The sequence below is a fragment of the Moritella sp. PE36 genome, assembly GCF_000170855.1.
GTDB lineage: Bacteria > Pseudomonadota > Gammaproteobacteria > Enterobacterales > Moritellaceae > Moritella.
Genome location: NZ_ABCQ01000053.1, coordinates 13,855 through 34,120, shown reverse-complemented (window position 1 = coordinate 34,120; position 20,266 = coordinate 13,855). Strand labels below are relative to the sequence as shown.

At 36.3% G+C, this 20,266-nt stretch carries 19 protein-coding genes and 1 riboswitch; of the genes, 8 read left to right on the top strand and 11 right to left on the bottom strand.

From position 1 onward, the window contains the following. Positions 1-366: 366 nt before the first annotated feature. A complete protein-coding gene (locus PE36_RS19775; RefSeq protein WP_006033857.1) occupies positions 367-906 on the bottom strand; it encodes a DUF2058 domain-containing protein in 540 nt (179 codons plus the stop codon). Between the two features lie 159 nt (positions 907-1,065). Beyond that, positions 1,066-1,899 carry a Tim44 domain-containing protein gene (locus PE36_RS19770; protein WP_006033856.1) on the bottom strand — a complete coding sequence of 278 codons (834 nt, stop codon included), beginning with the start codon at positions 1,897-1,899 and terminating at the stop codon, positions 1,066-1,068. Positions 1,900-2,218: 319 nt separating this feature from the next. Between PE36_RS19770 and PE36_RS19765 the strand changes: the two genes are divergently transcribed. Together PE36_RS19765 and PE36_RS19760 are read left to right on the top strand one after the other, a co-directional pair. Next, positions 2,219-3,202: a trypsin-like serine protease gene (locus PE36_RS19765; RefSeq protein ID WP_232286618.1), complete on the top strand. Its 984-nt coding sequence runs from the start codon at positions 2,219-2,221 to the stop codon at positions 3,200-3,202. Between the two features lie 67 nt (positions 3,203-3,269). After that, positions 3,270-4,190 carry a L,D-transpeptidase family protein gene (locus tag PE36_RS19760; RefSeq protein ID WP_083798032.1) on the top strand — a complete coding sequence of 307 codons (921 nt, stop codon included), beginning with the start codon at positions 3,270-3,272 and terminating at the stop codon, positions 4,188-4,190. Between the two features lie 121 nt (positions 4,191-4,311). Here the strand turns inward: PE36_RS19760 and PE36_RS19755 are convergent, their stop codons facing one another. Further along, positions 4,312-4,581 (bottom strand): Lpp/OprI family alanine-zipper lipoprotein, encoded by a 270-nt coding sequence (locus PE36_RS19755; RefSeq protein WP_006033853.1) that lies wholly within the window; start codon positions 4,579-4,581, stop codon positions 4,312-4,314. Between the two features lie 433 nt (positions 4,582-5,014). After that, on the bottom strand, positions 5,015-5,383 hold the full coding sequence (locus tag PE36_RS19750; RefSeq protein WP_006033852.1) for a PilZ domain-containing protein: 369 nt from the start codon (positions 5,381-5,383) through the stop codon (positions 5,015-5,017). Positions 5,384-5,733: 350 nt separating this feature from the next. On the opposite strand from PE36_RS19750, the gene PE36_RS19745 reads away from it, so the two are divergent. Beyond that, positions 5,734-7,371: a bifunctional diguanylate cyclase/phosphodiesterase gene (locus PE36_RS19745; RefSeq protein ID WP_006033851.1), complete on the top strand. Its 1,638-nt coding sequence runs from the start codon at positions 5,734-5,736 to the stop codon at positions 7,369-7,371. A gap of 128 nt (positions 7,372-7,499) precedes the next feature. Further along, positions 7,500-8,201 (top strand): oxidative stress defense protein, encoded by a 702-nt coding sequence (locus PE36_RS19740; protein WP_043994886.1) that lies wholly within the window; start codon positions 7,500-7,502, stop codon positions 8,199-8,201. 69 nt (positions 8,202-8,270) lie between these two features. On the opposite strand, the gene PE36_RS19735 is transcribed toward PE36_RS19740, so the two are convergent. The 4 genes from PE36_RS19735 to PE36_RS19720 all read right to left on the bottom strand — a co-directional run bounded on the left by PE36_RS19735 (position 8,271) and on the right by PE36_RS19720 (position 12,464). Continuing rightward, complete coding sequence (locus PE36_RS19735) at positions 8,271-9,227, bottom strand: polysaccharide lyase (RefSeq protein ID WP_006033849.1); 957 nt, start codon at positions 9,225-9,227, stop codon at positions 8,271-8,273. Positions 9,228-9,359: 132 nt separating this feature from the next. Next, positions 9,360-10,253, bottom strand: a complete 894-nt coding sequence (locus PE36_RS19730; RefSeq protein WP_006033848.1) for a polysaccharide lyase — start codon at positions 10,251-10,253, stop codon at positions 9,360-9,362. Positions 10,254-10,864: 611 nt separating this feature from the next. Continuing rightward, positions 10,865-11,446 carry a porin family protein gene (locus tag PE36_RS19725; RefSeq protein ID WP_006033847.1) on the bottom strand — a complete coding sequence of 194 codons (582 nt, stop codon included), beginning with the start codon at positions 11,444-11,446 and terminating at the stop codon, positions 10,865-10,867. 139 nt (positions 11,447-11,585) lie between these two features. Then, positions 11,586-12,464, bottom strand: coding sequence for a DMT family transporter (locus PE36_RS19720; protein ID WP_006033846.1), 879 nt, complete (start codon positions 12,462-12,464; stop codon positions 11,586-11,588). Positions 12,465-13,476: 1,012 nt separating this feature from the next. Between PE36_RS19720 and PE36_RS19715 the strand changes: the two genes are divergently transcribed. Then, positions 13,477-13,872 (top strand): hypothetical protein, encoded by a 396-nt coding sequence (locus tag PE36_RS19715; RefSeq protein ID WP_043994888.1) that lies wholly within the window; start codon positions 13,477-13,479, stop codon positions 13,870-13,872. A 48-nt stretch (positions 13,873-13,920) separates the two neighbouring features. Here PE36_RS19715 and PE36_RS19710 read toward each other — a convergent pair whose 3' ends face one another. Then, the gene (locus PE36_RS19710; protein ID WP_006033844.1) at positions 13,921-15,006 is read right to left on the bottom strand and encodes a tyrosine-type recombinase/integrase; all 1,086 of its coding nucleotides are present in this window, start codon (positions 15,004-15,006) and stop codon (positions 13,921-13,923) included. 381 nt (positions 15,007-15,387) lie between these two features. Between PE36_RS19710 and PE36_RS19705 the strand changes: the two genes are divergently transcribed. From PE36_RS19705 to PE36_RS19695, 3 genes are all read left to right on the top strand, one after another. After that, positions 15,388-16,017, top strand: a complete 630-nt coding sequence (locus PE36_RS19705) for an SDR family NAD(P)-dependent oxidoreductase (RefSeq protein WP_006033843.1) — start codon at positions 15,388-15,390, stop codon at positions 16,015-16,017. Between the two features lie 26 nt (positions 16,018-16,043). Beyond that, the gene (locus PE36_RS19700; protein WP_006033842.1) at positions 16,044-16,499 is read left to right on the top strand and encodes an MEKHLA domain-containing protein; all 456 of its coding nucleotides are present in this window, start codon (positions 16,044-16,046) and stop codon (positions 16,497-16,499) included. A 52-nt stretch (positions 16,500-16,551) separates the two neighbouring features. Continuing rightward, positions 16,552-16,651: riboswitch (purine riboswitch) on the top strand. Between the two features lie 67 nt (positions 16,652-16,718). Then, on the top strand, positions 16,719-17,726 hold the full coding sequence (locus PE36_RS19695; RefSeq protein WP_006033841.1) for an adenosine deaminase: 1,008 nt from the start codon (positions 16,719-16,721) through the stop codon (positions 17,724-17,726). Positions 17,727-17,799: 73 nt separating this feature from the next. Here the strand turns inward: PE36_RS19695 and PE36_RS19690 are convergent, their stop codons facing one another. Continuing rightward, positions 17,800-18,039, bottom strand: a complete 240-nt coding sequence (locus tag PE36_RS19690) for a hypothetical protein (protein ID WP_006033840.1) — start codon at positions 18,037-18,039, stop codon at positions 17,800-17,802. Between the two features lie 169 nt (positions 18,040-18,208). Continuing rightward, positions 18,209-19,756 carry a sodium:alanine symporter family protein gene (locus PE36_RS19685; RefSeq protein WP_043994885.1) on the bottom strand — a complete coding sequence of 516 codons (1,548 nt, stop codon included), beginning with the start codon at positions 19,754-19,756 and terminating at the stop codon, positions 18,209-18,211. Positions 19,757-20,266 lie beyond the last annotated feature (510 nt).

Here is a 20,266-nt window from a genome sequence, read left to right as displayed (position 1 = left end):
AATAGTTTATTATTTTGAGGGAATAATTGATCTCGCGTTACTGTATCAAACTCTTCTAGTTTGCAGCGCGAGCCAAGATCAAAGACAGGAACAAGTTTATCAGCAGTAATTTTCTCAGTTAACAAGGCTATCACTCTTTGTAAGGTAGATAGGTAAATTATATGAGATTGTCTTATAAACAGATAGGATTATTCATCGCTTGAATCAAATAGTCTGGTTTTGAGCGGGATTAATAACCAGATTTGGTGTGGTTAACATAAATAGCTGAGAATAGAATAAAATAGAAATCAAATGATTACCATCCCTCTTGAAGATTAACATGGGTTTACTTTAAGAAGGATAGCGGTGACTACTAAATGTTTGTGATTACCACATTAAGTCGTCAGGAATTTGGAAGTCAGCATACGGGTCATCATCTTCAACTTCTGTTGCCGTATTTTCGTTTAGGACCAGCACGTAGGCTTCATCAACGGCTCTAATTTTGTCGATAGCAATACTTGGCATAACATAAGACTTGCCTTCAAGCACACATAAACCAATTTGTCCTTTGGTTAATGCGTTATAGCTTGGTTGATCAACAGACAGGGTTTTAACTTTTTTATCAAGGACATAGTTAAATGATAGTTCACCACCGAAATCAGTAATGTGAAGTTGTTGAATCATTTGCTTCACTTTGCCATGCTCAGACTTAAGCTCAATCTTATCTTGAATCGCTTTATTACGTTCCGCATCTAATTGTGCTTGAGCGTCTTTTTTAGCTTTAATTTCATCTTGTAGACTTGTGTCTGCACTGTCCTGATTTTTACGAACCGCTTTATTTTTTTTATTTTTTTCTTTGCGAATTTTTTTCGCTTTTTTCTCATCGCCTAAGCCGGCTTTTAAAAGCTGATCTTGTAGTGAAGCCATGTTTATAATTCCTATCGATTTAATTTATATTCGGATCATAACAGTGTTAACTTTAATTCGCTAGAGCCAAACACTTGTCGCTTTAACGAGACATATAACAAGATCAAAAAAGGCGGTGATTAACCGCCTTTGTCATATTAAATTAGCTAATAAAGGTAATTACTGCTCGATACCGGTAATTAACCACGGCGCATCCGTCTGCGTTAAATCACGTTCTAAATGCCACACTTCATTGATGTCTGCTTCTACATCTTCATGGCCATCACGGTAGCGGCCATTAAATTTAACACTTACTTGTGATAATGACGCTGTTGATTCTGCACGAACTAATTCAACGTCAAGGAACATAACTTCAGTGTGTTGCTCACCTTCAAGTTCTTTACGTTGTACACGCAATTCGTTGTATAGTTCGATAGAAACGTATTCTTGGATTGTTTCTAAATCATTTTCATTCCAAGCTTTTTGTAACGTCTTATAATGACTACGTGCGCCACTTAAGAAGCTAGTTAAATCAAAATCAGCGGGAAGATTGAATGGTACATCATTGCTTGAACCAGCAAAACCACCTTGACTTGCTGTGTTAAACGTCGCGTCAGGTTGTGCTTCTTGCCTAAATGCTGGTCCTGATGCCGTTTGTGGCGACCCCTGTTGTGATGCCGCTTTAGCCTGCATCATGCCTTTAAATAAGCGGAATAATAAGAAGGCAACGCCGGCCATTATGATCATGTCCATGAATTGGAAACCTTCAAACGCGCCGCCAAACATAGATGCGATTAAACCACCAACAAGTAAACCGCCCAGCATACCGCCAAGCATTCCTTTTTTACTCATACCTTGTTTAGCAGGGGTTGCTGCCGCAGGGGTTTGTTTTTGTGGTGCAGTTTTATAGCTTTTACCAAAAGACTTGCTACCACCGAATTTTTTCGCGTGAACTTCAGGTGCCGCTAATGAGAAAGCGAATACCATCATTAGAACAGTTAAAATATTTTTCATTATATCCCTTCAATTAATACATATGTCATACACGTGTTTACGTAATCAGCATCATAGCAATGGTGTAGTGTGCGTCAATTGTCTTTGGTTACTATTTACACTAGTTGACATAAAATGTCCGAGGATTTATTTTTTATTTTTAATAAAGTGACCTAGGCATGATTTATAGCGTTCAATTTTGGAATTAATAGAAATACAGCAGATCAGATTTATTTTATTCATATGCGTATTGTTGTGAGCACTATACTATAATTTATAGAAAAATGATGATAGATGACGCTTAACCTGTAGTGCAATAATAACGTGAGAGAGGTTTATTTTGATACTAACAAAAGTGATTATAATTTCTGGAATATTATCACTCTCATTAAGTGCTTATGCCAATGATGCAATTATCCCCTATATCGTTGGTGGCGTTGATAGTAAAGCATTAGAGTTACCTTGGCAGGTGGCAATTGTTAAAGATGGTGCGACATTTGCCTGTGGCGGCACCTTAATAACAGATACTTGGGTTGTCACTGCTGCACATTGTCTAGATGAAAGTGATCAAGTCACCGTTTACTCTGGTGCCATTGATAGAACGAGTAGTGCTAATTGGTCAGAAAATACGGTGAGTTATATAATTGTTCACCCTGAATATGCGCAAGGTAATAATATCGGTGATATAGCATTATTAAAGTTATCCTCACCAGTGGCGTTACCAGCACTACCGATCAAACTGATGAATAAAGCGTTACAAGGTGATGCTGATATAGAGTTTGACAATGAAGTTTGGGACAACCTGGTCGTATCTGGTTGGGGCATAACATCCGCAAAGGGCAATCAGAGTGCTAATATCCTCCAAAAAACGCTTGTTAATGGCATTGGTGATTACAGTTGTGCTTTAAATTGGAGAAATTGGAACGATTCGCTCAATCGTGATGATTATTACATTTGTGCAAATGCATTTGAACGAGGGTCTTGTAACGGTGATTCCGGCGGCCCACTGATATGGCAAGACAAAAGCGCCAAAAGTGATGATGATCGTGGTTATCGATTGGCAGGCGTGGTTAGTTTTGGTCATATAGATAAATGCGCAAATTATTTATATCCTGACGTATACACAGAAGTGAGTAACTATAGTGACTGGATCATCGATACTATTAATCAAACTGGAATTTATCAATCGCCTGAATCCACATTTACTCAAGACATCTTCTTTATAGAGAAATATCCTCAGCCTGCAAAAAGCAGTGGTGGGGGAATAGGTTATTCATTTTTGGTTTTGTTAACGGGATTATTACTGCACCGCCGTAAACATTGAAATAGAACCTCTCACTATATCATTGAGCCTATACTTACCCTATAAGACATTATTTAAGGGCGTCAGTATGCTTATCTTAAAGACTAAGCTCAAGGTCCTATCAAGACCGTTCGTTATCTTATGCTTGTTATTCGCTGGTTCCGTTAACGCACAACAATATACTTTACCCAGTCTAGGTTCGAGATTGATCGGCGAACGGATTGAGCATAAAGTACAAGTTGGTGATTATTTTCACTCTCTTTCACAGCAATATAATATTGGCCTGATTGCATTAATGGCGTCGAATCCGACCGTTGATCCATTTTTGCCATCGCCTGGTACTAGATTAGACTTGCCGACGTTAATGTTATTACCGGACGTTGAACACAAAGGTATTGTCATCAACCTACCCGAATTAAGATTGTATTATTTTCCTAAAAATAGCAACAAAGTACATGTATTTCCTGTCGGTATTGGTCGAGAAGGTCGTGAAACACCACAAATGAATAGTTTTGTTAAGACGAAACTGAAAGACCCCGTGTGGACACCTACACCAACAACTCGAGCCGAATACTTAGATAAATACAAAATGGTCCTACCTCGTATAGTACAAGCTGGGAAGCACAATCCTTTAGGGAGCTTTGCTTTGCAATTAGCTTATGGGAAACGTAATTATTTAATTCATGGAACAAACACTGATTTTGGTATCGGGATGCGCATCAGTGCGGGTTGTATACGAATGAACCCAGACGATATTGAGTGGCTATATAATAATATAATGGTTAATGAAACCGTAAGAATCATTAATACACCGATAAAATTTACATTAGAGCCAAATGGCCAACGTTTCTTGGAAGTTCATTCTCCTTTATCTTCAGAAATATGGCATAACAAAGATAGTGGTTCTGATGTTATCAATCAGCTTCGAGAAGATAATAGCGTCGATAAAAGTGCCGTTAACAAAGCCATTCTAATGCACTATGGTTTACCTATTAATGTTAATATTTAACACGTTGAATAAATGAATAATAAAAATTGATGTGCGATACTTCATTAAATGTAGAGCGATTATGGCAGATACTTAAGATAGATTAGCAGATCTGCTAATCTATCTTAAGTTATGTTAGTTCTTATTTGCTATAGGATGCGGCAATATTATCAATACGTGAGTTAGCCCGTTGCGCTTCTTCTAGTGCTTGCTGAGCAGCATCAGTCGCGTATTGTATCGCTGTTTTCATGGTGTCATGCTCTGATTCTAATTGTTGTACTTGAGCCATTAATTTACTGACCTCAGAATTTAAGCTACCAACGCTATTTTGTAAGTCTGTGTTGTTATTGGCACAACCAGTAAGCAGTACTGACGTCATGATAGCACCAGCAATTAGTAATTTATTTATCATTGAAATACTCTCTCTGTTAGTTCTTCAACATTCACATAAATTTGACCCGTGTCTCAGTTAAGTATGTCAGAGGTTTATCAATTTGCCACTCTGTTAAAAATAATTTATAAAAACGATAAAGTTATTGGAGGTATAAGTACTGGCGAAGGTACGTCAGGAAGAATCACACTTCTTCATGGATGGGAATTGAGGTGATGCTGATTTACAAAATGAGATCAAAACCCTACTTGATACTTTTAATAATATGAAAGTAGGAGAGGGTAATGGCGTAAAATACATCCCTTCAAATCCAGCAGATTGCCCTGCTATTCCAACTTCATTCAATTAATCAATCATTTGCTCAGGGATGAGCAAACTCACTTATGAAAAGGTATTCGGATAGCGCCTGACAAGTAGAGTTAACAGCGTTCGAAACGTTAGATTTATAACTAAGTTAAACTTTAGGCAGTGATAGCGCCAGATGTTCTATATCTCTCTGTAAAAGCGCTTCATCGGCTAAGTTTAACTGAACTAAGCGTCTTAATTCTGAAATGCTATTGATATCAATACGCGTACAGCGCATACCTAATACACCTTCTCCATTATGAATAAGTACTGCTTCCATTATGATCACTTGTTCTTGGGCTAATTGTATTGATAATGTCATGAGCTGGTCAATTTCAAAAGTGACATTTTTTGGCTTAGTACAAGAAAGTCCTCGTAAGGATAGATCGATCACATTTGTTGACCATTGATGCCCGTTACATGTTAACGAAGCATCGTGATTAAATAACACACGTTGAAACTGACGCTTATTGTTCATATCTGCACCTGATAATTTAACTATATAACTTAATATTTTAGGCTAAAAAGCGTTATTTTGCTGGTGGTTATATCTCATTATTCAACTATCATTGTGGTTGTATATCGCACTATTTTATTTTACTTCGCATTTATCCAATATCTTTAAGAATAATACTACGAATAAAGCTCTAACCATTAAATCGTAAGTGATTGTTTAATTAGCTTTATGCCTAATATCATCTTTTATTATGTGTATATTTGACCGCTTTAAAGTAGGCCGTGTTACATTAAATAATTTGTTGCGAAAAATGACATGGTGTAAAGTGTAGAAAAACCGATAGTTAATTCAGACTTACGAGTAACATAATAATGCAAATTGAAGATTTATTTTTACCTATTTTAATTATCCGCAACGGACAAATTAAGTCTTGTAATGATATGTTTTCAACATTAATTGGTCTGACCTATTTGGAAATTGTTGACGTAACAATCAATGATTTATTGCATCTCGATAATAACAAAAACATGATTAATTTAGACTTATTATTTGATAATTCTGGTGCAAATGAAGAGGGCGTATTTGCTTCAGGCGAACTTGTTGATTGTAATTTTTATCATTTAAAAGTCGAATTACATTGTAAAAAAATAGCGCATAATGAATTTAAGTTATGCTTTAAAGTTATTCAAAATAAAGCGATAGATCCGATATCTGGGCTGCCAAACGGTTGGGCAATGAGCGCTCGAGCTTCACATTTTTTCAATACGGTTAACTCAACAACACCAAAAATGCGATTGCTTGTACTAAGTGTCGACAATTTTTCTACCATTAATTTTCGATATGGGTTTGATGCGGGAGACAATTATCTTTCTGTATTAGGTAAAAAACTACAATCTATATTGAGTGAGAGTGGGTTAGTTGTGCGATTGTCTAATGCCCGTTTTGGTATTTTAATTGAAAACAAATGTCGTTTATCTTCGGTAGAGCTCAATGCTTATATAGTAAATATATGTGAACAATTATGTAATTTGTCACAGGGTTCATTAATATTAAATAATGGTATTAAAGTTAATAAATCATTTAGCATTGGTATAAGTGCTGAGCATACCGAGTATGATAGTTATTTTTCCATGGAGATCGCGGCTGAAACTGCAATGAGAGAGTCTGAACGTCATAGCAACTCTCAGTATTGCTTTGCTAAAGTCGAAATGAAACCGGACTTGATGACGAATAAACTGATCATTGATGAATTTCCAAATGCCATTGAAAAATCACTGATAAACATTCATTACCAGCCCCAATATGAATTTGAAAATAATAAATTGGTTGGTTTTGAGGCATTGTCTCGTTGGATGCATAAGGATTTAGGTTATATATCACCTGATGTGTTCATCCGTATTGCTGAAGATATTGGCTTACATTTCGAGTTTGACCTATGGGTATTTACTCAAGTGTGTCATCAAATAGTCCAGTGGCGAGAAGAGTATGTTTATAGTCCAAGAATTGCCATCAACATCTCATTTAAAACGTTAGAGATGACCGACTTTGTTACGCGTTTACAATCTATAATCGAACATTCAGGTTGTCCTACAAACTTACTTGAAATTGAAGTGACTGAAACAGCATCGATCAGTAATATGATTACTTTAATAGATAATGTTAGAGCGGTAAAAAAACTCGGTATAAACATTGCTATTGATGACTTTGGCACCGGTTATTCATCATTAAGTTTAGTGAGAACACTACGTTCATCCCTCGATACATTAAAAATTGATCGTTCATTAGTTGCTGATATTTGTTCTTCACCGCTAGATCGTGAATTTGCGCGTAAAGTTATTGGCTTGGGTGAAGTATTGGAGGTAAAAGTACTTGCTGAAGGTGTCGAGACGTTAGCACAGCGCGATCTATTACAAGAATTGGGTTGTGATTACGCACAAGGTTATTATTTTGATAAAGCATTAACTGTGAAAGCCGCTGAAAAACTCATCATCAAACAACGCAACGAATAGCCGCACGACTCATACATCCTGACATTCTTTCGTTATTTATAAACTTTCGATATTGTTTGGATAATTATCGATTTTTTACTGTCTGAATACCACTGATTGATAAACAATGATTATGAGAGGTTATTCCTATGAACAGATATTTACTCGCGACAGTGTTCACTGCTAGTTCTTTTATTTCTACAAGCCTCATGGCCGCCGATGTAAGCTTCCCTCATTTAGAAACTACGGGTATGGGCGAAATTGTTACTTTACCTGATATGGCTGTATTTTCGGTACAAGTTTCTGAAATTCGTAAGTCGGCTAAAGATGCCAAAACTGCAGTAGACAAGGTAATTGCAGCTTTTAATAAACGGTTAGAGGAAGAAGGTGTCGCTCGAATAGATATTGAAAGTACAAATATTACATTACGTCCAGAGTATCAGTATAAGAAAGACAGCAAACCAGAGCTTATAGGCTATCGAGCAAATCGTAATGTAAATGTTACTGTTCGTGATTTAGCTAAATTGAATAGTTATTTAGATGGTGCGTTGGGTGATGGCATTAATAGCATTACCAATATTAAATTAAAAGTAAGCGATGAAAGTAAATTTATTGAACAAGCAAGACAAGCTGCAATATTAGATGCTAAAGAAAAAGCAGCATCGTTGGCAAAAGGCTTTGGTGAGAGTGTGGATGGTGTATGGAGAATAACATACAGAAATTCAAGCCCAAGACCAATGCTAATGCGTTCGATGGAGATGGATTCTTCAGCTAATATTGAATCAACTTATCAAGATGCTAAAATTATTATTCGTGATGAAGTTGATGTAGTTTTCCGTCTTGAAGATTAGTAACTAAAACTTGGAGATAAAATAAAAGCCACACTGCATGAGTGTGGCTTTTATTTTTATTATTCGATTTTAATTAAGTTTGTAACTTAATGGTTTAGTACTAATTGCCACATGATCAAAATAAGCGGTTGAATCACGGTCTACAGCCCAACCACTACTATTACCGCCGTGCCACAGCTGGAAGTATTGGTAATTGATTGCGTATTTTCCATTTTCTGAAAATGTCATGTTTGTGCGTTCAAGTACTTTAAAGCCGTTTACATGGATTGTTACAATGCCATTCGCTTGATTAGCATCATTCATTTTGACATATTGCTCAATTAAATATGTCTTTTCACGTTTGAATGAGAAGTTCTGTCCTTCATGTTGATAATCAATTTCGTCACCACAGCTCTTCGTCTTATCTTGGTGATAGAAATAACCAATTGCACGACCATTTTCACGGAACATCGAACGTAAGCTGAAACCTTCGTCTTCACCGATTGTTTTACAACCGTCTGGTTTCGAACTTACATTTGGATTTAAACCTGCTAAGCCAGGCATTTTCCCACCCATAGAGAAGTCATAATTTTGACCGAATGTGATTTGATATGAAAAATACAACTCGTTAAACTCATTCAAATTTTTACCACTTGAAATACCTTTTTTGTAATAATCCTTTGGATGAGTTATCGCTAACACCTTTGAACCATTTCTATCTAAAATATTAGCGCTACCAGTGATACTTTCCCATTCATTGTTAAAGTCTGTGTCGAACATGTCTTCTGTATATTCACCGTTTGATCTTTCGTCAAAGTTAACATAATCGAAAATGGCTGAACTATTATAATCAACGTCAGGAACAACATCATGGATATTATCTGGGTCAGCAGGAACATCAGGAACATCAGGAACATCAGGAACGTCAGGAACGTCTGGTACTATCGGGCCAGTTTGGTCGTTATTATTGTTACTGCTATCACTACCACCACCACCACATGCGGTTAAGAATAAAGTAATGAAGATACAAGGTAATATTTTTTTCAAGTCAAATTCTCTCTCTGATAATGAGCCTGGATAAATTGTTTTAGTTACTATCTATTCACTTAAAGTAATTTTCGCAGACAAAAAGATGGCCTTGTAATAAACAAGGCCAACTTTAAATTAATAATGTAAGGGTTATTTTGTATAGCTAATAGGTTGTGTACTCAATGTAAACTCATCTAAATAAGCTGTTGAATCACGGTCTACGGCCCAACCACTACTGTTACCACCATGCCATAGCTGGGTAAATTGATAGTTGATTCCATGTATACCATTTTCTGAAAATGTCATATTTGTACGCTCAAGTACTTTAAAACCGTTTACGTAGATAGTTACAATGCCATTTGCTTGATTGGCATCGTTCATTTTTACGTATTGCTCAATTAAATATGTTTTTTCACGTTGAAATGAGAAGTTCTTGCCTTCATGTTGATAATCAATTTCGTCACCACATGACTTAGTCTTATCTTGGTGATAGAAATAACCGATAGCACGACCATCTTCACGGAACATCGAACGTAAGCTGAATCCTTCGTCTTCGCCGATTGTTTTACAACCGTCTGGTTTAGAACTTACATTTGGGTTTAACCCTGCTAAGCCAGGCATTTTCCCACCCATAGAAAAGTCGTAATCTTTACCAAATGTTATTTGATATGAAAAGTACAACTCGTTAAATTCGTTTAAATCCTTACCACCGGAAATGCCTTTTTTGTAATAGCCTTTGGGATGAGTTACCGCTAACTGATTTGAACCATTTCGATCGATGATATTAGCTTCACCAGTAACACTTCCCCATTCATTGTTAAAATCTGAATTAAACATATCCGAGGTGTATTCACCATTTTGTTGACCATCAAAATTTATGTTATCGATAATACCTGGCGCGTCGTTATAATTAACATATGGTACGACATCGTGTATCTTGCTCGGGTCAAGTGGTCCTGTTTGAGGATTGTAATCTGTAGATGAAGAACCACCGCATGCTACTAAAAATGTACCAGTAAATACGCAAAGTAATAACTTTTTCAAATGAACTCCCAACTCGTCACTGTCTAATTTTTAAGCATATTATCGGTATTATTTGTACAGTGCAAGCACGTAAAAGCAGCGAATATGCTATTTTATAGTCGTAAGCCATTGGTTTGGATTTCTAAGTATTTGAAGATAAAGGGGTGGGAATTAATTTAAAAATAAATGTAAATAACAGTGTTAAATCTTATTTATGTGCTATAGGCAGGGTTTTATCTCAATGTCAGGCTTATGTTAGCGGTAAACTTTGTATGGAGTATATGTCGTATAGAGCATAAATGGACGCTGTTTTGTTATTTTTTGTTACTTGATCTATAACCGTAAGGGATAATGAGTGACATAATTTATGTTGTAAACTTCAGTTATTTAGTGGTAGAAGGTAATAAAAGAGGGCGAAATTGAATCTAAATTATCGCAGAATAGACGAACGAATATTGATTTATGGATAGCTATAAACTAGGTGGGCTGGTGGATATTTAGGTTTTAGAAAAGATATGACGTCTGTCTTATAAATATTTCTGTGTTGTGTAATCTTACAATCAAATTAATAGAAAGAATAAAAAGAAGTGATAGTTCAAAAGGGGATGACTATCACTTGATATCTTACAAGTTTAGAACTTGTAAGAAGCGGCTACATAAACAGAGCCTAAAATAACAGTCGTATCAGAGTAACCAATGCCATTATCGATTGTGAATGCGTCACCTTCATAACCAGCACGGAAACTAACACCCGATAATGCAGCTGGTGTATATTCTAAACCAGCACCAAAACGTAACGCGGTTGCACTGCTATCATCAATTGTTTTAATTGACTCATCTAGATCTAATGATGAAAGACCAATTGTAGCGAAAGGACGTAAACCATTTTCAAATGTGTAACCAAGGTTAGCAGCTAAAGATACAGTTGTTGGTGACCACTGATATGTTTTTGAAAAATTAGATAGAGGTGTAATATCACCATATTTTGTATACTGAGCTTCAATAGCTACAATACGATTGAATTGATAACCACCTAAAAGTTTTACCGTGCTGCCATCTGTGTCGCTGTTGGATGAATATCCATTAGTGTCAGTATCAACATTAGTTGTACCAACACCAGCACCAAGATAGAAACCAGAAACATCTTGATTAGCTTGAACATTTACAGATAATGCTATTGCAGTTAGTGCGCCTAATACGGTAATCGATTTCATTTTAAACCCTGTTTTTATATGATATTTTATAGGCATGATTATAAAGAGAATGAAACATTAAACAATACGCTAAGACTAGTATGTTGTAAGGGTTTGTAAGTATGTATCGATATAATCATCATCGCTAGTGTAAAGCACTTTATTTTAACTTAATAAATGAACGTATTTTTTCACTGCCGCGATATATCAGCAATGAAAAAAGAATAAAGCCACAGCCAATAACTTGTGTGAACCCTAATACTTCGTCATACCAAACCATGCTTAAGATAACTGTCCACACTGGTTCTAAGATCATAATGATGGCAGCATTTGCTGTTGTTGTATTTTTTTGTCCTGCCGTTTGCAAAGCAAAACGTAGACTTGTCGCAATCAATACACTCATCGCTAGCCATCCCCATGTTTCAATCCCAATTATTTCAGGCCAAGTTTCTGTGAATAATGAGACAATTATTCCCAATACTCCTGTAACAAATAATTGAATACAAGTGAGCACTAATGTGGGAATTTTCTGTGAAAAATGACTATTCAAATTAAAGTGGACCGCAAGCATCAGCGCTGATAGCACAAACCAAATTTGGCTACCTGATAAGGACCACGAACTTCCTTGCGATAAAAATATCAAACCGATAATTGCGAAGGGCAGCGAGAACCAAAATACGCGAGGAGGGCGGTTTTTAAAAAATAACCAAGCAATGATAGGAACGAAAAGCATAGAAAGGCTCATGATAAATGCACCTTCGCCTAATGACTCACTGTGAGCAATTGCATATATCCACAGCAATATTGCAGCCCCAAGAAAGCAGCCAACACTTGAAGCTTCAAACAGCGTTTTACGATCTATCGATAACAGTCCACGATAACAAAAGGGCAATAATAATAACGAGGCAAGGATAAACCTTAATCCGATAAATCCCGAGCTTGGTAAAACTTGAATTGCTTCTCTGGAAAATATCCATCCCGCAGAAGCAAGGATTGTTGTGATCACTAGTATAAAATCGGCTCTGTGGTTGTTGGTCATTTTATCCCTGAAACGTATTGTTAAGTTCTCAATTAAGTAATCGGTATTCTATCTCTATTCTTAGTACCTGCCCATTATAGACAGTGTTTTAATCTGTATTTTTACAATAAGGTAATAGTAACTCCACCTAGTGCTTGATTGATGAGTCATCAATCAAGGGATTAGTCGGTTTGGATAAAAATTCTCTGTTTGATACTTGGTCGTAAGTGTCTGTAATTTAAGGGTAATTTGTTTTATTCAGATGCTAAGGTCTTGTTTTTACGGGGTCAGCAATTGCACTGTATGTACATACAGTGTAATTGCTTGATCAATAAAGGTCAATAATTCAGTTTATACGGGCTAATTAGCCATGATTATACGTCATTCAAAATCATTGTTTTAACATGTATCATGATGATATTTAAGGGTTATATAAGGTTTATATTTTATTTTTAGGTGCGCTGTGTAAAATCTGTATTTCTGCATGGGTAACTACAAGTAATAATCAAAATAACGGCCTAAAATGTATGTCCGCGTTGATGGTGCTAAAAGAGATTGTTATTGTTTAATAAAATAATTAACAATGAGAATAATAATTTCAGTACGTTATTATATTATTTCAAATATATGGATTAACAAATGGTTATACTTATAAAGCAATAGGTGCTCCACTTGGTGCATAAGTTGTTATGCAATCTCTTAATAATATTAAGTTCAACCTTAAATGGCTCAATTTATTTTATTTCGTATAATGACCGTTAGACGAAATAAAGGACTTGATATTACTGGTTTTTAATGGTGAATTATTTTAGGGTTCATTGTTAAATAATATAATGAATTTAATGTTGTCTTTACAGATAGGAATAGTACTCATTAATTGTTCAATTAATTATAACCTATATAATAGATATTTGCTTTATTAAAGTAAACGTAATGAATGGTAAGTGAACTAATTAGTGTGCTAAAATGTATTCACTTAATTCCTATTTTAAAATAAATAGGTTTTTGTTAACTCATGGACTCAGTGGTAAACATGAAGATTAAACCTGATGCAACACGAAAAAATAGCACGATAAGAATGTACGAAGACTTACTCGAAAAATTAGAAACGATAAGCGAACAATGTAACGTTTCAAAAAGTCAGTTTGTTGAAGGCATGCTTACAGATGTTTTTGAAAATGGTATGAATAATCTGTTACTAGGGACGGGGATTATTACCGTACACTTAAGTAATAAGATCACCAGGAAACATGCTGAAAATGTGTTGATGGAAAACTATCCGAAGATTAAAAACACTCTGTATGTAGAGACTGATAATGATGACACCGAAATCACGGTTAACTTAAATGGTAATCAGTTTAGTCATGATGATGTAAGCTGTATGTTTCATGCCACACTAAATGAAATGGTACTGCTGATTGATGGCTAGAGCAGAATGATTGGAAAGGTCATGTACCTTTCCACTATCGTGAAATACTTATATGTCGGTCATTGTATCCAATCGTTCTCTAAATTCTCGTACTGTCGCAAATTTATTATTCACGCCTCGAGTATAGAGCTCGACCATTCTTAATGTTTTCCATCTTCCCGCACGCATGACTAACGAGTCATCATAACCTGCGCTAACAAGATCGCAAGAGGCGCCAACTCGGGCAGAGTGTCCACTGAATGGGCGTTCTGGTAAATCAACATGGAGATCAAAACTGACAGATTGATTATAATCTGTTATTGAATGCCAAGTATTAGCAAATATCAACTCAACGGTTTTGGTTGATATCGGTTTGTCATGTGGGTTTGGACTATGATCACTTGGTTTTAACTTTTCTAATTTACCACCGCGCGGGGTAATACGTTTAAACAAAAACTGACCATTATGTGCTGATACCTTTTGTAAGTACAAAGGCAGTAGTTTAGAGGTGAATTTACTTAAATGAACAATAGAGCCATCTAATGATTTATCAGTTTTAGAGTTAGTAATGTTAATGTTATACAGACCATTCACTTTTTGAATTTGATCAACAAATAGATTACAGGCTTCACTTTCTCGTAATAAACCGTCATAGCAAATGTTGAGCAATAGTGCATTGCGTATCGACAGTAGCGAATTTATATCGAGTTGTTCATTTACAAATTTCAAATGGTCATAAGAAAATGCAACAGCTTGCTTGCGCTTTATACCGCGTTTTACCTCTTGTTTCGATATGATTTTTAACCGCGCGGTAATTATCGTTTTGAAATAAGGGATCTCTAAACCGGCTAAACTGTGGATCTTCGAAACGGCCCAGGCATAAATACGCAGTGTTTGCGCTTTGCAACCACGCTCATTTTCTTGTATAAGAAATGCCTCAAGTATCGTTGCGTCTTGGAGCGGTAAGGGTATGACATTATGAGTGAGGCAATAATCATTAAATTTACTCACATGGTAGTGTAATGACTTTAGCGTGTTTTCTTCTAACTGTTCTTTACGATCACTAAACCTAACTAGATTTTCTATGTGCTCTTCGGTTAAGTGTTTAGACGAGACTATTGAGTTATTACTGATATTTATCAATGCTTTAGGCATTACTTGTCCAGGCGAATAAAATGCTATTAATGATTAACCGCGCAATTATAGCATTAACAACTGTATAAGCAAACAGTATAAACACCTTGTTTTTTGGTGTGCTACGTGAAATCTGATTGTGTGATGTGAGTCCTAGCTAGTAGATTTTACACAGGAACGCCTAAATTATTAATTTGTATGGTTATTATCGAAAAATAACCGTTTTAATAACTAAATGGTAATGATAGAGTTTGCAACTTATGACCTTACGTAACGAAAGTCATGCTAGATTCGAGTTAAACGGATACTTTTAAATAACTGATTTATTGATATTTGTCGTGACTGAATAGCGTATTTAGTTATAATGATAATCATTATCAACAAGCTGAGTGAGAACAGAGTATGAAAGACGTTGTTATTTTTGGTGCGGCAAGTGGCCTTGGCCTGGCGATGGTAAAGTATTTCACAAGGAAGGGAGTATCTGTTGTTGGTGTTGCGCGTAATGTTGAAAACAATGAACTGGCAACGTTATGTAATAAAACCTACCAATGTGATGCAACAGATAAAGCGCAAGTTTTAAGTGTTGTAAAATCATTAAGTAAAGATGCAATCGTAATTTCGACCATGGGTAGCTTCCGCGCCGATATTCCCGTAGATTATCTTGGTCATCGACACTTGATTGATGCGTTAGAAAGTACTGAAATTAAACGCTTTTTATTAGTAACTTCATTGGGTTGTGGTGATTCTTGGCAATACCTTTCTCAGCGTTCTAAAACTGGCTTTGGTAAAGCGGTGAGAGAGAAGTCACTTGCGGAGTCTTATTTACAAACGAGTCATTTAGATTTTACGATCCTAAGACCCGGTGGACTTAAAGACGGAACAGTGACTGAAACGGGAAAATTGTCACAAGATAAAGAAGTCCATGGCTTCATTTATAGAGAAGAAGTTGCCCGTTTGGTGGATGTATTATTACGTCAGTCTGAGAGTATAAAGCAGATATTTGCATGTGTAGATCCTAATTTAACTCATTAATATTAAATGATAATAAGGACATTATCTTGAATGAACCAAGTACGGAAAATGATTTTCTAAGTAACCATGCAGAAATTTTACTATCTAGTTATTATCGGTTAACCGGAAAGAAACTGATTGATGATACTGATTTAAATATCAATATTGCTAACGCTTTGTTTTACGCTGACTTTGTCGTGGTATCGCATGGCACTGAAAGCGATCCTATATTCAATTATGGTAACAAGTCGGCATTGAATGCATTTGAACTAAGTTGGTCTGAATTTGTTGCCTTGCCATCGAGGAAGTCAGCAAAGCCCATGGATCGTGATGAAAGACAGGATTTATTGGCGAGAGTCACGGCCTTTGGTTTCATTGATGATTATCGCGGTTTACGTATTTCCTCTACGGGTCGTACTTTTTGGATAGAAAATGCAACTGTGTGGAATCTTATTGATAACAATGGGGCTTTTCATGGTCAAGCTGCTATGTTTAAACCATAGACTTGCTAAATTACATTCTGTACAATCAGTTTCAAGCTAATTCAGCATTTCAATTCTGCAATTAGTTTCCCTTCGTATAACCCTAATAATATGGATTAGGGGTCTCTACCAGGAACCAATAATTCCTGATTACGAAGAGTTTAGTACTTTAGTACTTTTCTCTTTGTCGTGTCTGTTATTAAAGAGAAGTACTTAATAAATTTTATTAGGAACTTAATCATGAAACAATTTATTCAAAATTTACCGAAAGTAGAACTTCATTTACACATCGAAGGTACGCTTGAACCCGAACTCATGTTCGAACTTGCCGCGCGCAATAATATTGATATACCTTTCAAGTCATGTGCCGAAGTTAAAGACGCGTACAACTTTCATAACCTGCAATCATTTTTAGATATATATTATCAAGGCGCGAATGTATTAATCACAGAACAGGATTTTTTCGATCTTACCTGGGCTTATCTGCTGCGTTGTAAAAACGACAATGTTGTTCATACCGAGGTTTTTTTCGATCCACAAACACACACAGAACGCGGCATTAGTTTTGATGCTGTTGTTAACGGTATCCATAATGCGTTATCTCAAGCAGTTGATGAGCTCGGTATTACCAGTCAATTGATCATGTGTTTTTTACGTCATCTCGATGAGAAATCCGCATTTACAACATTAAATCAATCACTTGAACACAAAGACAAGATCGTCGCCGTCGGGTTAGATTCGTCAGAAAATGGTAACCCAGCCAGTAAGTTTGAGCGAGTATTTAAATATGCACTTGATGAAGGATTTTTAACTGTGGCACATGCTGGTGAAGAAGGGCCCGCCAGTAGCATTCGTGATGCGTTAGACCTGCTGAAATTAACCCGTATTGATCATGGTGTACGCTGTTCGGATGATGAAACGTTAGTTAAAGCGTTAGCCAAACATAGAACACCGCTGACAGTTTGTCCGCTTTCTAACATCAAACTAAAAGTTTTTGAACACATGGCTGAACATAATATTGTTGAGTTATTGCGTAAAGGCGTGTGTGTGACGATCAATTCTGATGATCCGGCATACTTTGGAGGTTATATGACAGACAATTTTATGGCTGTTGGAGAGGCGCATTCTATGTCTAAAACTGAAATAGCGCAATTTACCTTTAATGCAATTGAAGCAAGTTTCATTTCAGATCAGGAAAAAAACCGGTTAATGTCGATGAATCAAGCCTATTTAGATCAAAATATGTAATCTAGCCCCGAAAAAGTGCCATTTTTACGGGGGGGGGAGTTACACCTGTATATATGTACAGGTGTAATTCTGATCACGTAAAATCGATACTAATCTTCTTAAAACCAATCTTTTGTGCATTTGCTGCTGCCGCATCTATCGTCTTAAATGCCCTTGGGGTATTTGATTCTTCACGTTGTGATGTCATCACATGTACATTCTTATTTACTGTTTTTACTATTAAGATATAACCGTTCATTAATGGCGCTCGTTTTATTGTTACCGTTTTAAGACCGCCATTATCAAATAATACTTTTAGTTCGTTCAGTTCCAAACCAATGAATTCCTGATATTTCAGTTAAAATTACAGATGTTATTGTACAATCAAAAATAGTATTTTAACAATCAAATTCTAAATTTGATTTCGCTATATATAATGAAAAATGGTCCAATCAATACTATTGACTGGACCATTTATTCTTTAAAAAGAGAGGGTTATAAAATTAGTTGTTTATCTCTTTAGAAACCAGTACTCCTTCTTTACTGTAATCTTTTATCTCACCAGATTTAACTCGGGCAATAAACGAATGTAGCTCTTTTTTCACCACTGGCATTAAGAAATACAAACCGATAATATTGAAGATAGACATTGCAAAGATAGCGGCATCAGAGAAATCAATCACAGCACCAAAGCTAACACTTGCACCGACAACCACAAAACAACAGAACATGATTTTATAGACAAGTTCCGTCGTTTTGCCTTCACCGAACAGGTATGTCCAAGCTTTAAGTCCATAATAAGACCACGAGATCATTGTTGAGAAAGCAAACATCACAACAGCTATTGCCAGAATATACTCGAAGATATCTGCCGTTTCAGTAAACGCCGCGGCGGTAAGTGTTACACCGCTAAAGTCACCATTATTCATTCCTGAAATGGTGATAACCAATGCCGTCATAGTACAAATGATCACGGTATCAATGAATGGTTCGAGTACCGAAACGAGACCTTCAGTTATAGGCTCTTTGGTTTTTACTGCGGCATGTGCAATCGCGGCTGAACCAACACCAGCTTCATTCGAGAATGTCGCACGTTTCATACCTTGGATTAAAGCACCAACAAAACCACCGGCAACACCAGCACCAGTGAAGGCACCTTCAATGATTTGTGCAAATGCATCGCCAATCATAGATGCGTTTGATACCAACACAATAACCGACATACCAACATATAATAGAGCCATTGCTGGGACTAATTTACTTGTTACTTTCGCAATCGATGGCATGCCACCAATAATAACCGAACCAACCATAATGGCTAAAATAACCCCTGTAACCCAACCATAGCCATCAGGTATACCCAGAGCTTGTACAATCATTGCGTTCGCTTGGTTGCCTTGGAACATGTTGCCACCACCCAGCGCACCTAAAATAGTCATAATTGCAAAGCCGACAGCCAGGAATTTTCCTAAATTAGTAAAACCACGTTCTTTTAAACCTCGGCTTAGGTAATACATTGGACCACCCGAGACTTCACCGTTTGGCAATTCATTACGATACTTAACACCAAGTGTACATTCACAGAACTTTGAAGCCATACCGAGTAAGCCACACAGAATCATCCAGAACGTGGCACCGGGGCCACCAATGGCAAGTGCAGCACCAACGCCGGCAATATTACCAAGTCCGACCGTACCAGAAAGAGCGGTTGTTAAGGCTTGGAAATGAGAAACCTGGCCGGGATCGTTATTGTTCGGATCAGTGAAGTCACCTTTAACGATCTTAACCGCCAAACCAAAGCGCTTGAACTGAACAAAACCAAAATAAAATGTGAAAATGATGGCTGCAATAAATAACCAGCCTACGATGATGGGAAAGTTTGTCCCATTAACAGGAACTGAGGTGAAAATTGTATTGGCAAACCAACTGAGGTTTTCGTTAAAGAACTGATCAACAGCCTTATCAAACCCGACTGGTTCACTGGCGGCGAAAGCCGAAGAGGTAAACATGCTTAACATTACAGCAATATAGCAACTAACCTTTGAGATCATTATAAATTCCATCCATGTTTTATCTTATTTAAGCGATACCAATAGAATAATTCACTATTCAACACCGTATTTACCGCTCCATGGCAAAATAATTTAGCAATAAATAAACATTTCATCAACAATTGATAATGACTTGCAGTAGATGTTTATGCTTATAAAAACTTTATGGATAGTTTTATAATCCATCATAAAGGAGCACGTCCAGTTTTTACGGCTGAAATGTGGTTGTTGTTAGTTGATGTGCGATTAACGTTTTATAGGTTACGATCTGTTAAGTTTGTCACCTTTTTTTAGCATAATACTCTAAATTAGTTAGTCTATATAGTTTCATGTACTTATAAGGAGTTAGTCTATTTAAGTGTTTAAATTGGGGGATTTAAAAGCATCAATTGTAGTTAATGTATAATTCATGCCATTGCTTATTTCGGTTTTAGTCATCGGTCTATATAGGTTAATCCTCTTATTAAACTGACTAAATAACGGATAATTAGTGTGACATTATTATTTTAG